The sequence below is a fragment of the Paenibacillus sp. MT86 genome (assembly GCF_058792535.1).
On the sequence record NZ_CM179499.1, the window covers coordinates 3,790,785 to 3,805,498 of the forward strand.

Below are 14,714 nucleotides of genomic sequence, written 5' to 3' on the forward strand. Positions count from 1 at the left end.
CGTGAGTTCCTCGGCGCCCCCTTTCCTAGGTAGTGAATGTACACTTTGAGTTTACCATTTCCCTCAAGGATTTCCTGTGCTTATCATACTTAATGTTTTAGGAAATCATGGTCCTTTAGCCCTTTTTTTTCGATTAAATGCCCTAGAGATCATAAAGAAAAGGAGCATCCGCTTTAAGATTCGGCGAATGCTTCCTTTGTCTCTAGCAGTTTAGGGATGAATAACAACGGATACAACAAAAGGTACAGGTTGGGCACCCACCACATGAGGTCGAAATCCGACTTGATAATCCAAAAAACGATCGCCTGCAGCCCGGAACAAAACGTCAGGGTAAGCGAGATAAGGGCGAGATTTTTCCATTTCGCATTTCTTCGTTTATGTAAATACAGACTGTACATCCCGGTAACGGATATGAATATGTCCAGCGGAAAGAACGACCAATTCCAAATAACCAGCAGCTCATTGGTATAATCCTGATATAGATACTCTTTAGGAATTAAGGCCAGTGCGGTAATGACCCAATACATAATAAATCCGATATCCGTCACTAAGAACAAACCTTTTAATGTTTTGCTCAAGGCATACCCTCTCTTCTCCTTCGTGGTCTATCGTTGGCTCAAGTTTCCCTCTTAATGATACCGGCCAAAAGAATCTCTCCCATATCGCCCAGGCCCTCCTGAAGGGTCATACTGCTCCTGTTTGCCGCCGAGTCCTCCATTAACCGATATAAGCCCCCTACATACAGATCAATGAATATTTTGGCGTTAAACGGCCGGAGCAAGCCTTGACGAATGCCTTCCTGAAATAATTCGGCAATGCTGCCCCATTGCTCATTTAGAAATTGGTCGAGGCGGTTCCATTGGTTAGGATAATAACGCTGCAGCTCCGTGATGAGGTTTAGCTCGATAAACTGAAAATCAGCCGGGATAAGAATCAGACATCGTCTAAGTTTCTCCAATGTGCTGAGGCTCGCGTTATTCATGATTTCCTTCTCTTTATGCTGAAGCTCATCGATCGCCCCCTCGAGAATTTCGGCAATTAGCTCATCTTTGGAAGGGAAAACGCCATACAGAGTTTTCGTGCTCATTCCCAACTGTTTGGCCAGTTCACCCATCGTAAATCGCAATCCGCTTCTCCGGATTTCCTTGCTTGCCGCCTCGACAATTCGTTCTCTCATAGAAATTCCCTCCTACCCCGGAAAATATATAAACAATATCATTTTCCGCATTTTCCTTACATATTATCCCGATTCCTTCTTTGTGTCAAACGAAAGGCGGCTGATCACATCGAAAAGAGACAGCATGGAATGCTGTCTCCAAAAACATCGATAGCTTAGACATATAGGCAAACCCTTTGAAAGAGGCTTACGCTTCAGGCTTTTACCTTCAACTCAACAACACCGTTCTCCCAATCCGAGTGGCCGCCTACAACGATGTTAACTCGGCAAGGGACGACATCGTAATCCATGTTGCGGTTCCAGATGGCCAGTTCCTCGAAGCCGAGCTCGAACGTAACGGTGGTGCTGTCCCCGGGCTCCAGCATAACCTTCTTGAATCCCTTCAATTCTCGAAGTCGGCGGGTAATCCCTGATTGATCGGCTTGTATGTAAAGCTGTACGACTTCGTCCCCCTTCAGCTTTCCGCTGTTCTTCACCTCCGCGCACACCTCGACACGACTTCCGGAGCGAAGCTCGTCAAGCGTTACTTCATTCTGGGAGATGGCCGGAGATCCATATTCAAACGAGCTGTAACTCAAGCCGAATCCGAACGGATATAACGGTTTGGACGGCATATCGACATAGGGACGAGGGCGCCCTGCGTTTTTCTGATTATAATAAACCGGCAATTGACCTACGGAGCGTGGAATCGAGACGGGCAGCTTTCCGCTCGGGTTCACTTGGCCAAACAGGATTTCTCCGATGGCACGGCCCCCTTCGCTGCCGGGATACCAAGCGCACAGCAAGGCATCGCTAAGCTCGCCCACCTCGCCGACGGCGAGCGGACGTCCCTGAATGAGCACGGTGATCACCGGTTTGCCGATCGCGTGAATTTCCCGAACCAACTGCTCCTGTATCCCGCCTAAGCGAAGTTCGGCTAGATCGACTCCTTCCCCGCAGTCCATTTCCGTCGGATCCCCCTCCGCTACGATCGCTGCGCCGTTATTGTCAAACGTGCCTCCGAATTGACGAGCACTGCTGCCGCCAAGCACGAGCACGACCGCGTCCGCGGAACGGGCCGCTTCGATTGCTTCAGGCAAGCCCTGGGTGGACATGCCTCGAACGCTGCATCCTGGAGCGAAGACGATGTCCGTGCCTTCGGGAGCAGCCATCCGAATGCCTTGAAGCGCCGTGACTCCGCTGCCCTCGCGCTGAACGCTGGTGTAATCCCCGAGCTGGTTGTAGAGACGGTCCGCATTAGGACCGATGACCGCCAGCCGTTTGATACTGCTGTGATTCAATGGCAGTACGCCTTCATCGTTTTTAAGAAGCACAACCGCTTCTCTTGCAACGGAAACGTTCAACGCTCGGGCGGCTGCATTGTTCACTGTCGAAGCAGCCAAGCCCTCGTCAACGTACGGCTGCTCGAACAGCCCCAACCGGAATTTCAGGCCAAGCACCCGACCAACCGCGCGGTCGATGCTCTCCATATCGGCCTTTCCTTGCTCCACCGCTTGTTCAAGCGTCGTGAACGACTTGTCCCACAGGCTTAGATCCACCCCGGATGAGAGAGCAAGCGCCGCTGCCGACTCATAGTCTCCCGTAATGGACACCAAACGGTCGATGGCCGTTCCATCCGCCATAACAATCCCATCAAATCCCCATTCATCTCTCAGAATACCGGTTAACAGCTTATCATTGGCATGACATGGAATGCCGTCGAGTTCATTATAGGCCGCCATGACGCCAGCCGCCCCTGCCTTGATCCCCGCCTCCGCGGCAGGCAGGTGGATTTCCCGCAGCTCGCGCTCGCCTGAGGGAACCGGGCCTGCGTTCCGTCCGCCCTGCCCTGCTCCTTGAGCGCATAGATGCTTGAGCACGGCAGCTGCCTTATCGTGTCTCTTCCATTCTTCCGGGTTTCTTCCCTGCATGCCAAACACAACCGCCTCCGTCATTCGCGCAGCCAGGTAAGGATCTTCTCCGTAACATTCCTCGGAGCGTCCCCACCGCGGATCCTGCAGGATGTCCAGTACCGAAACCAAGCCTAAATGCGCGCCTCGGCTGCGGATCTCGGAGGCCACATGGGAATAGGCGCTTTCAATTAATTCGGGATTCCAGGTGGAACCGATGGCCGTATTGACGGGCAGAAGCGTTCCGTCTAGCGCTTGATGGCCGTGGGGGCATTCCTCCGAGAGCAGGACGGGAATGCCGAGCCGGCTGTGTTCGATCACGTAACGCTGAATGGCGTTCGCCACCTTCGCGTTGTCCTGCGTAGGAATCCCGTTCTCATAGGTCACCCCGGACCAAGGATCCGCCCGGAACAGACCGTACAGCGCCCCCATGCCGGCCCCCCATTCAACATGCTCCTTGAATAGGTCGGTCAGTTCAAACTCCGTTTCGGTCCCTTCGCTTCGCCGATATGCCATCCAGCCGTACAAGTGCTGGTTCAGCTGCCCGACCTTCTCCCGCAGCGTCATTCTGGACAATAAATCCTCTACGCGCTCGTCTACGGGGAGCGCAGCATTCCGATATTTCTCCATATTCCCCATACTCCTTCCATCCTGGTCGTCATGCTTTTAATCATTCTTTGATATTCAAGACCCGATATTTCTTGGGCGTCATGCCCGTGTACAGTTTGAAGACGGATACAAAATACTTGTATTCTTTGTAGCCGACGCGGTCGGCAATCTCAAACACCTTGTCCTGCGTCGTCAGCAGCAGCTTTCTCGCCTCGTTGATGCGCAATTCGTTCATGTATTCGCTGAAGCTTTTTCCCGTGCTTTGTTTAAAAATATTGCTGAAGTAGCTGGGCGTAATCTTTAAATACGCTGCCACTTCCGACGCTTTCAGGTCGCTCAGATAATGATCCGCCATATACTTCTTGGCCTTCTCAATGATCCAGAACGATCTGTCGATGCCGACCCTGTCGATCAGCTGCAGCAGATCAAACACTTCCGTGGATATCGCCAGACGAATCGCGTCGGGATGATTGAACACCTCCAGGTCGATCGTTCTCTCCAGGCCATGCTCCAGCTGGGTCAGGCCGCTTTGACGAAGTCGCTGCCGCAGCATGATGGACAGTTCATCACACACGTTCACCATATCCGTCAACAGGTACCGCTGATCCCGGAAGAATCGGAACATGCCGTCGATTAGCTCTTCCAGCATTTCGGCATCCTGCTTGAATAAAGGCACGGACAGTTTCGAGACCATATCGGCACTGTCGAAATCGTGCTTGGACCGGCCGTTATCCACCTCGGACTTATATTCGCGATCCAGCAAGGGGCGCTGTTCCAAGGCATAATAAGGCAATAACGCTCGCACCTGCGAGCAGATGGCTGCCGTTTGGTCCAGGGAAGCGTAAGCATCCGATACCGCGCCATACAAACGATGCTCTTCCGGCCAGGCATCCAGCATCGCCTGCAGAATTTCATCCCACTGCCGCTTCGGGCGCGGCTGATCCGTCATCAGCAGGGTCAATAGCAGATTTTTATGCACAAACACGGATACTTGACGAATTCCGCTGGTTTCGAGGTTTTCACGAACCGTCCGGATCCATACATGCTGCAGCATCGTTAAATCCTGTTCCGATACGGAAGCTGCAAGGTTCGAGAACTTTTCCAGCTGCGTAGCCATGAGTTTATATTCGGCACCGTTTACTAAATCGCCGGGCACCGCCTTGGCCAATGAAGTTTCATTATGCGCTGCCATGTCGGAAAGCCACAGCTCGGCATCCTTCGATGATCCGTCGACACGGATATCTTGGTTGCGAATGTCTTCCGCGATTCCGGTCACGGCGGCCACCAATTCGTCAATATCGACGGGTTTCAGCAAGTAATCGGTTACATCAAGCTTGATGGCTTGGCGGGCATACTCGAATTCCTCATAACCGCTGATCATGATGACCCGAATCTGAGGATGACGGAGCTTCAGCTCCTTAGCAAGCTGAAGCCCGTCCATTCCCTCCATTCGGATGTCCGTCAGAACCAGATCAATCTCGTGTTCCTGCACCACCTGCAAAGCTTCATTGCCGTCATAAGCCTCGGCGACGACCTCGACTCCATAATCCGCCCAGTCAATGGTATAGTGCAAGCCCTGACAGATCACCGGTTCATCGTCAACGATCAGCATTTTTACTGTCTTCACGTGTTGCATCGTACGATTCACCACCGTAGGTTTCAGAATATGGAAGCTTGAGGCGAATCAAGGTTCCTTGCGATGAAGCCTCAATCACTTCCAGTCCGTAGCGTTCTCCGAAAAATAGGTATAAACGTTCATGAATGTTGCTGAGCGCACCTCGTGTGCGGCCGGCTTGGACTCCGATTCGCAGGGATTCCCTGACTTCTTCCAAAGTAGAATCGTCCATACCCCGGCCGTTATCCTGCACGTCGATCCAAATCTCGTCCTCCCGCTTATACGCGATGACCGTTATTCTGGCGACCGGCTCGCGCCGATCAAGGCCATGCTTGAGAAAATTCTCGACCAAAGGCTGAATGGTAGCCTTCAAGGTAAGCGAATTCGCCAGATCATATTCCATGTACAGCGCATATTTCAGTTTACGCCCCAGCCGTCTCTGCTGCAAATACAAATAAGAGCGTACGAATTCCATTTCTTTAGCAAGGCTGGTCTCGTAATGGCCATTGTTCAGACTGGAACGCAGGAATCGGGACAAAATTTCGATGAGCTGGCTGGACTCGACGGCCTTCTCCAGCCTGGCGGTCCAGCGGATCATATCCAGTGTATTATAGAGAAAATGCGGATCCATCTGCTCCTGCAGCAGGCGCAGCTCGGATTCGCGCTCCCTCAGTTCCAGCTTGTATTTATGCTCGATCAGTTCCTGAATCGTGGAGACCATATCGTTAAACCTGCGGTTCAGCTCGGAAATCTCATCCTTGGAACGAATGGGGACCCGAGCGTTGAAATCGCCGAGCTTTACGCGATTGGTCTCAATCTTCAGGCGCAGGATCGGCCTGATAATCGTATAGTGGAACCCGATCAAGGCCGATAAGCCCAACAGGAGAATTCCGATGAGAATAACCTGCATCAAGATGGATACGCCGCGTACATCCTGATCCAACGCAGCCTTGGGCACCATGGAAACGATCGTCCAATCGGTATTCTCCATCCGTTGATGAAATGTCAAATACGCTTCCCCGTCGTGTCGGTACGTGGAAGAGCCCATCGTCCCGGCGGTTATGATATCCGTAATCGCTTTCCCATCGCCGATATCCAAGGATAGCAATTCTTTGGAGGGCAGTACGATTTGTCCTTCGGCATTCACAATGAATACCATGCCTTCGTCCCGCGTCAACCCCCGCTGCAGCTGTTTAAGAATACTGGCTTCATCCATGCGGATGACGAGCCTAGCCAGCGGGAGCGTGATCTCGTCATAGGAATTCAGAACCCGGAACAATGAGACGAGGTTTACTTCACCATACCAGCCGCTGGTGGAAGGATAGCCGTTGCTCCACACGATTCCGCCTTTATGCTCGTCCGCCAGCCGGTTCCAAGACTCTTCGTTGCCGTGAATCGGCTCGCCCATCTCAATGGAATTGCCGTTAAAGCCGGTAATCGAAATGGATTTGATATAGTTTTTGGACATGAGCTGAAACGTCAGGAATCCTTCGAGATTCTGCTTCAACTGCTCCGCCCTCCCGCTCTCTGGCGGTGGATCAAGGCGCAGGTATTGGCGCATGTCATTGCTCAATATCAAATAATCGGCGATATCCTCGATCATGGCCGTTTGTTCTTCCAGCTGGTTCGTTACGATCTCCAGGCTGCGCTGGCTTGATTGGATAAATTGGCCGCGCAGCACTTCGTTCAGCTTGTCTTGGGCCAGGACGCCGACCCCCAGCGTAGGCAGAATGACAAAAAAGAGGAAAATGACCAGAGCCTTCTGTTTCAGACCATAATTCCCGATCCAGCCCAAACTGCTGCGCATGTCCATTCCCTCTTTCGATGTCTTCATGATGTTGAGCTGAAACCGGATTAACCTTTGACTGCGCCTGCCGTCATGCCGTTAACGAGCTGCTTTTGCAGGAGCAGGTAAAAAATAATGATCGGTATAAGCGCGATCGTCAACGCAGCCATTTGCAGCGTAAGGCTGGCCGTCTCAATGCCGACAAAGTTGGCGAGCCCAAGCGGCAATGTTTTCAGCGACGATGAACTGATCAAGACGAGTGCGAACAAGTACTCGTTCCAATTATAGATAAAGTTCAAGATCACGACGGTTGAAATCGCCGGACGCGTGATCGGTAATATGATCGACCAGAATATCTTGAATACGCCCGCGCCGTCCATGACGCCCGACTCCTCCAAATCCTTCGGAAACCCTCTCATGAAACCCTCCAGGATAAAGATCGTCAAGGACAAATGGAACGCCGTGTATGGAAGAATCAGCGATAAGTGGGTATCCAGCAAATGCAGATTCCGCATGATCAAGAAAATCGGAATCAAGGTCGCATGAATCGGAACGACCATGCCCAGCAGAAATATCGCGTAAGTTGCACCGCGCAGCTTAAAATTGAACCTTGCCAAGAAGTATGCCGCAAGCGATCCTAGAAGGACCGTCACGACCAACGATACGATCGTTACGATGATGCTGTTAAGGAAGTAGGTATCCATATTCGCCACTTCCCATGCCTTCGCGTAATTGGAGAACTGCAGCTCGGTCGGTATGGAGAACGGGTTCGCCGCATATTCCTGCTCGGTTTTGAACGAATCTACGATCATCCAAAAGAAAGGGATTATATTAATAATAGCGAATATCCCCAAAAAAGTGTATGCCGATAAATGGAACCATTTCGTTTGTCTGTACATCTCCTCCCTCTCCCTTCTATTCCTTTTCTCTCGCCAATCGATTTACGATCGTGATGACGATAAGGCTAAACAGCAGAATCAATACGGACACTGCACTGCCGTAGCCGAATCTCATATTCATAAACGAGTTGTTGTACATATAGACGGTCATAACCTCCGTCGCATGTGCCGGTCCGCCGCCCGTCATGATCTGGATCAGATCGAACACGCGGAACGAATTGCTGATGCTGTAGACAACGGACACGAGCAATGTTCCTCGGATCATCGGGATCGTAATCCGCATGATCCGGCTTAGACCAGTCGCGCCGTCCAGGGCAGCCGCCTCATTGACTTCATCGGGGATATTCTGCAGCGCGGCCAATAGAATGATCATATATAAGCCGCAGTTTTGCCATATATAAGCGATGCTGATGGAGATCATGGACCAGAACGGATCCCCCAGCCAATTTTGCTGCCAGCTCTCAAGACCCAGAACGCCGAGCAGGTTATTCAGCATCCCGTATTCCGTGTTGTACACCATGCCCCAGATCAGGGATACCATAACCGATGAAATGACGACCGGCAGGAATCCGATGGTCCGGAAGAAGCTGGAGCCCTTGAGTCCTCGATTCAGCAGCAGGGCCAGCAGCAGGCCAAGCGGAATCTGACCCGCTATCCCGGTAAACATGATAATGATGTTGTTCTTAACGGACAGCCAAAAAATATCATCCTTGAAAATATCTACGAAATTGTCCAGCCCGATAAAACGCATGGGCGTGATTCCGTCCCAGTTCATTAATGAATAATAAACCGATAAGCCGATGGGAAATATGGCAATACATATATAGATAATGAGTGCTGGCGCCAAGCCCAAGAATATAGCCCATTTCGTATGCTTAAGCGTATGCATTGGCTTAACTCCTTTCTTTCTGCCTTTAATAAGAAAAACCCGCTGCCGGGTTTTTCTTTGTGCCATCATGATCTTGACTTAAGGAAGGAAATTCGCAACTTACTTCATGCTGTCGAAAGCTTCCTGAACCTCTTGGGCGAGTTCCTCCGGCGTCCCTCTGCCGATGGTCAGAGCCTGCAATCCGTTCTGCATGACGTCGGTAACTTGCGTCGGAATGACGCTGTCGAACACCGGTGCCGTTCCCTTGTTGGTCAACTCCAGCATCTCCTTGAGATACGGGCTCGCATCTTCAGGAATTTCAACGTTGGCCGGTACGACAACGCCTTTACTGATCAGATCTTTGTACAGGTCCTCATTGACAAAAAACTTAATGAATTCCTCGGCAGCCGCTTTCTTTTCATCGCTCAATCCTTTTTTAATGGAGATGCCGTACTGAACGACGCCCGCGCTTTTCACCGGATCGCCGGATCCGCCAGGGACGCTCGGGAAGAGCGCAATGCCGAATTTGTCACCTTCCTCGTTATTGATGCGGATTCTCCCGTCAACGGTAGAAGAAGAAATATGCATCGCTGCTTTGCCTTGAATGAAATAGTCCTGCCCTTGGACGGAATCCATGTTGTTCGCATCCGTATTGAATGCTCCCAGCTTGGACAGTTCGTCGATGACGGCAATCGCTTTCACGTATTCGGGATCGGTAAATTTGGCTTCCTTGTTCAGAATTTTCTGCAAGAAGTCACTGCCTACGTAACGGTCCCCGATAATCGACAAGAAGGACGATTGAAGCGGCCATTTCTCTTTGTTGCCCAAGGAGATCGGCGTAATGCCGGCTTCCTTCAGCTTTTTCACCGCATCGATGAATTCGTCGTAGGTAGCCGGAAATTGGTCATAACCGACCCCGGCGAACATCTCTTTATTGTAATAAATAATGTCCACGAAGGTTTGTTTGGTCGGCACGGCGAATTGACTGCCGTTCTGGTTAAATCCGGCCAATGCGTCCTCAGGCAAAATATCATTCCAGTTATCCATCAGGTCATCCAGCGGCATCAGCAGATCCCCGGCTACCAGAGGAGCCAGGTCGGCACCAGGCCATACGACGTTGATATCCGACAGGTTGTTGGCGGCAGCCAACGTGCGCAGCTTCGTTTTATACTCCGTTGCCGCTACCCCGTCCTGCTTGATGATAATGTCGGGATGCTGTTTTTCGAATTCGGCGATCCGCTCTTTATACACCTCGTTATCCACGTTCGGCGATGTCCATGGATGCATGATGTTCAAGGTAACCTTTTCCGGTTCGGTAGCGTCTTTCTCTCCGGAGCCGCAAGCGACGGTTGACATGAGCAGCAGCGCAGCTGTTCCGGTGAGCAGCATCGTTCTAAGCTTCTTAGACGTTTTCATTTAATATACCCCTCTCTTTATACATTACATATCATGTTCTTATATTTAACAATATAAGATATATTAATTATACAATCGGGTTAGCGATCCCAATATCCGCTAAAAAAACGATTTCATCTAATTTTTTTAAGTCATTTTGGACAAAACGGGCTTCTTATTCATCATATTTCTCTCAAATGCGTTAATTTTCATTACATTAAATTCACGTTTTTCCATTTTAATGGTATCGCTTACATCTTAGGTTCTACGGAAAGCGTGGCATTGAACTAAGTCATTTGCCACGCCCTGAAGCGTCTTTATTGCGGTTCGTTCAAAATATAATCCACTAAGTCATCCAACGGTACCGTTGCGAGGGCAATTGCCGTATCGGTTACGCCGTAATAGATATAGAGGAGACCGTCCTTGACCACATTGCCTGTCGGGAAAATGACGTTCGGGATCTGATAGCCGAATTTTTCATAATACGTCTCCGGCTCCATAATGAACCGGCGGGTTCTGGCGATGATTTTCTCGGGATTCTCCAGATCCAGCAGCAAAGCCCCCACGCGATACACCGTATCTTGGTCTACGCCGTGGTAGAGCACCAGCCAGCCTTTGTCCGTCCGAACCGGAGGCGTCGAGCCGCCGATTTTTTTAAACTCCCAATCGTTGTTCTCGGCTTTTGCCAACAGCTTCGGCTCGTCCCAATGCACCAAGTCTTCGGAGTAGCTGATCCACATGGCCGCTTTTTCGGTTCCGTATTCCTCCCCTACATATTCTTCCGGTCTGCGAAGCAGCACATACTTGCCGTTGATTTTCTCCGGGAACAGAATGTTGTCGCGATCATTGATATCAAGCGGCGTTGTATCGCACAGGTACTCCCAATGAATGAGATCCTTCGAAGTCAGGATCCCGGACCGCGTCAGCCAATGGCCTTCCTCTTCGCCCCAGCCGTCCGGATATTCGGGAATCGAGCGTTCGGGGATGCCGGCTCCCGTCGGGTAATAGTTCATGGCGCACGGGCGCAAGGCATAGATCAAATAAAAGGTGTCGTCGATCTTGACGATTCGCGGGTCCTGGATGCTGCCATAGGGGAATCCCAGCTGGTCCGGCGTTACCACCGGTTCGTCCAGCACATGGGTGAAATGCACGCCGTCCGTGCTTTCCAGCAAACCTAGGTAGTTCTTGCAGGGAGTCAGGGATCCTGCCGTCCGTTCAATCATATAGAATTTTCCGTTATCGATAATGACGGCCGGATTGAATACCGTCACCTTTCTCCAATCGTAGAGTCCAGGCACTACTATCGGATTTTCCGCATGCCGGGTGATTTTCATGGATAAGCCTCCTCATGATTGCTATGTAAGTGTTATCAAGCTGCTTTCTTTAACTCATTATAAGAGGCTTGGTCCATTCATAATATCCTGTAAACTTTCAATATTATCCGAAATATTGTTATCTGTGATGCTTGGCAGCATAAAAAAACCAACCCGGTATACCGGGTTGGTCTTCGTCATGGAAGGGATTAACTATGCACCAGTGCTTTTAAGCTTAAACCTAGCGTTTCTGAAGTCGTATCTTGAATTTCTTCAAAGAGGGCCGGATTCTTCGAAAGCGACATCCCGTAAGAAGGAATCATTTCCTTGATTTTCGGTTCCCATTCCTTCATCTGCTGCGGGAAGCATTTCTGCAATACCTCAAGCATCACGTGAACGGCCGTCGAAGCCCCGGGCGAAGCACCGAGCAGGGCTGCGACCGAACCATCCGCGGCACTAACCACTTCGGTCCCGAACTGCAGCGTGCCCTTTCCGTTAGCCGTATCCTTAATGACTTGTACGCGTTGGCCCGCCACGACGATTTCCCAATCCTCGCTCTTCGCGTTCGGGATGAACTCGCGCAGCTCTTCCATGCGCTTCTCATTCGATAGCACCACCTGCTGGATCAGGTATCGGGTCAACGCCATTTCTTTAACCCCCGCCGCCAGCATCGTGAAGACGTTATTCGGCTTGACGGAACCGATCAAATCGAAATTCGAACCCGTTTTTAGGAACTTCGGCGAGAAGCCGGCAAACGGACCGAAGAGCAGTGCTTTTTGGTTATCGATGTATCTTGTGTCCAGATGGGGCACCGACATCGGAGGAGCTCCAACCTTGGCTTTTCCGTATACCTTGGCATGATGCTGCGCAACGACTTCTTGATTCTTGCAGACCATGAACAGACCGCTTACCGGGAACCCTCCGATATGCTTGGATTCGGGGATGCCGGTTTTTTGCAGTAAATGCAGGCTGCCGCCTCCGCCGCCGATAAAGACGAACTTGGCCGTATGGAACTCGGTTCTGCCGTTATCGATATCCAACACTTTTACTTTCCACGAGCCATCGGGAGTACGCTTGATATCCTTCACGCTGTGCTTATAGTTGACCTCCACGTCTTTGTTCTTCAGATGCTCAAACAGCATGCGCGTTAAAGCGCCAAAGTTAATGTCCGTCCCGGAATCGATTTTGGTTGCCGCTAACGGTTCGTTCGATGTGCGCCCTTCCATAATAAGCGGAATCCATTCCTTCAGCTGCTCGGGATCCTCGGAATATTCCATTCCTTGAAAGAGAGGATGATTTGACAGCGCTTCAAAACGTTTTTTCAAAAAGGCCACGTCTTTTTCGCCCTGAACCAAGCTCATATGAGGTATAGGCATGATAAAATCCTGCGGATTGCGAATCAGATTGCTGCTTACCAGATAAGACCAGAACTGCCTTGAGACCTGAAACTGCTCGTTGATGTTGATCGCTTTGCTGATGTCTATAGATCCGTCAGGTTTTTCGGATGTATAGTTAAGCTCGCATAGTGCGGAATGGCCGGTCCCCGCATTATTCCATTCATTGGAGCTTTCCTCCCCCGCGCTTGCGAGTTTCTCGAACACTTTGATCTCCCATTCGGGCACCAGCTCCTTCAGTAAGGCTCCCAATGTCGCGCTCATGACGCCGGCACCAATCAAGATTACGTCTGTTTTTTTGTCCATGTTGCTCATTATACCCTTCCTTATCCCATATATTTGAAAAAAGAGTAGGCGTCCCTGCTAATAATGTCGATAAAAAGCAAGGCGTCTTCTGAAAACACACCTTTTCTGTGTCAATAATCACCATATTATAGTCTATTATAAATATTGATAGATTAAAATATCTACTATTATCTAATCATTATAAACGATTTCAAGTTGTTAACAAAGTGAGAAGATCCTCCACAATATCCGACAACTGATAATCCGGCTAACGTCATAACAAAAAAAGCCGCGAGGATCGCGACTTTAAGCGGGTTTCGACATGGTTTTCCCGTGTTGCGGCTATTTCACGTTGCCGAGCAGCAGATTCGTCTGAATCTCCAATTGCTTTTCAAGCGAGATCAGGTCGCCTGCGGAGAACTGGTTGATATCCAGCGTAAAGATGCGGTTGTTTTTGTAAGCCGGAAGGGATTTCCACAGCGCGCTCTCCAATATCTCGTTGGCTCGTTCCCCGCCCCCGTCCGCATCGTAGACGGTCACGAACATGTAATCCGCGGCCATGTCCGGCAGCGATTCCAGCGAAATGTCCAAACCGGCGCCTCCGTTTACGACCTGCCCTTTCACGGCTTCAGGCGGCTGATAGCCGAGACCGGAATAGAGATTACGGGTTCCGCGGCCAAAGCTTTCTCCCACAACCCAGAAGTTTTTCGCCCAAATCTCGTAAACGCCAACGGTTTCTCCTTCCTTGACTACGCCGTTCAGTTTGATTCTGGCCTCAGCGAGCTTCTCCTCGTAATGCCGGATCGCCTCCTCGGCTTCCTCCGATTTCCCGAGAAAGTCGCCGAAGTCCCGCAGCTCAGCATACAAATCTTTGGCTCCCCAAGGAATGACAATCGTCGGCGCGATTTTGGCGAATTGTTCATAATTCTTATCCAAAGGCCGAATAATTAGGTCGGGATCAAGGGACACGATTTTCTCAAGCGCCGCTTGATCATCGCCGATATCCTCGATTCCGTCCGTCAGGTCCTGCAAAAAATATTGATTCAAGCTGGCCGTACCTGCCCCGACCGGCTTAACGCCCAAGGTCAACAAATGGCCCAGGTATTGCGTCGCAACGATTCGCTTCGGTTCCTTCGGAATCTCGATCTCTCCCATAACCGTTTCGAATTTTCGTGTTGCTTCTGTTTGTTGACCCGCTTGGTTCACCACCTTCTCGCTTTGCTGTCCAGAATCCCCGCATGCTCCCAATACGATGACCAAACTTCCGATCAGAGCCAGTTTCCATCCTTTAAGCCACTGCATCCATTAAACCCTCCACCTATTGATAATGATTATCATTATTATATTAATAGGGAGAAGGCTCGTCTATTGCGCTCCGTTTGCGGTTCTATGGACATTTGTAAGAAGTTCGGTTTGGATGCTTAATTGCTGCTCTAACGCTAACGGGTCATTATGCTTAAACAGCTCCAGATCGAGTAAGAACA

General features: G+C 50.5%; 11 protein-coding genes. All 11 read right to left on the minus strand.

From position 1 onward, the window contains the following. Positions 1 to 173 precede the first annotated feature (173 nt). The 11 genes from AC3RCL_RS16765 to AC3RCL_RS16815 all read right to left on the minus strand — a co-directional run bounded on the left by AC3RCL_RS16765 (position 174) and on the right by AC3RCL_RS16815 (position 14,532). Positions 174 to 578, minus strand: a complete 405-nt coding sequence (locus AC3RCL_RS16765) for a YvaD family protein (protein WP_277748834.1) — start codon at positions 576 to 578, stop codon at positions 174 to 176. Positions 579 to 616: 38 nt separating this feature from the next. After that, complete coding sequence (locus tag AC3RCL_RS16770) at positions 617 to 1,177, minus strand: TetR/AcrR family transcriptional regulator (RefSeq protein ID WP_277748833.1); 561 nt, start codon at positions 1,175 to 1,177, stop codon at positions 617 to 619. 194 nt (positions 1,178 to 1,371) lie between these two features. Further along, complete coding sequence (locus tag AC3RCL_RS16775) at positions 1,372 to 3,696, minus strand: glycoside hydrolase family 3 N-terminal domain-containing protein (RefSeq protein ID WP_492530832.1); 2,325 nt, start codon at positions 3,694 to 3,696, stop codon at positions 1,372 to 1,374. 40 nt (positions 3,697 to 3,736) lie between these two features. Then, the gene (locus AC3RCL_RS16780; protein WP_492530834.1) at positions 3,737 to 5,311 is read right to left on the minus strand and encodes a response regulator transcription factor; all 1,575 of its coding nucleotides are present in this window, start codon (positions 5,309 to 5,311) and stop codon (positions 3,737 to 3,739) included. Beyond that, positions 5,274 to 7,097: a sensor histidine kinase gene (locus AC3RCL_RS16785; protein ID WP_015735069.1), complete on the minus strand. Its 1,824-nt coding sequence runs from the start codon at positions 7,095 to 7,097 to the stop codon at positions 5,274 to 5,276. The genes AC3RCL_RS16780 and AC3RCL_RS16785 overlap by 38 nt, the downstream gene beginning before the upstream one ends. Positions 7,098 to 7,144: 47 nt before the next feature. After that, the gene (locus AC3RCL_RS16790) at positions 7,145 to 7,975 is read right to left on the minus strand and encodes a carbohydrate ABC transporter permease (protein ID WP_452520593.1); all 831 of its coding nucleotides are present in this window, start codon (positions 7,973 to 7,975) and stop codon (positions 7,145 to 7,147) included. A 16-nt stretch (positions 7,976 to 7,991) separates the two neighbouring features. Further along, positions 7,992 to 8,864 (minus strand): carbohydrate ABC transporter permease, encoded by an 873-nt coding sequence (locus AC3RCL_RS16795; protein WP_015735068.1) that lies wholly within the window; start codon positions 8,862 to 8,864, stop codon positions 7,992 to 7,994. A gap of 99 nt (positions 8,865 to 8,963) precedes the next feature. Further along, positions 8,964 to 10,259, minus strand: coding sequence for an extracellular solute-binding protein (locus tag AC3RCL_RS16800; protein WP_492530838.1), 1,296 nt, complete (start codon positions 10,257 to 10,259; stop codon positions 8,964 to 8,966). Positions 10,260 to 10,555: 296 nt separating this feature from the next. Further along, positions 10,556 to 11,572, minus strand: coding sequence for a glycoside hydrolase family 130 protein (locus AC3RCL_RS16805; RefSeq protein WP_492530840.1), 1,017 nt, complete (start codon positions 11,570 to 11,572; stop codon positions 10,556 to 10,558). 188 nt (positions 11,573 to 11,760) lie between these two features. After that, complete coding sequence (locus AC3RCL_RS16810) at positions 11,761 to 13,260, minus strand: malate:quinone oxidoreductase (RefSeq protein WP_015735059.1); 1,500 nt, start codon at positions 13,258 to 13,260, stop codon at positions 11,761 to 11,763. A 312-nt stretch (positions 13,261 to 13,572) separates the two neighbouring features. Beyond that, positions 13,573 to 14,532, minus strand: a complete 960-nt coding sequence (locus AC3RCL_RS16815; RefSeq protein ID WP_492530843.1) for an ABC transporter substrate-binding protein — start codon at positions 14,530 to 14,532, stop codon at positions 13,573 to 13,575. Positions 14,533 to 14,714 lie beyond the last annotated feature (182 nt).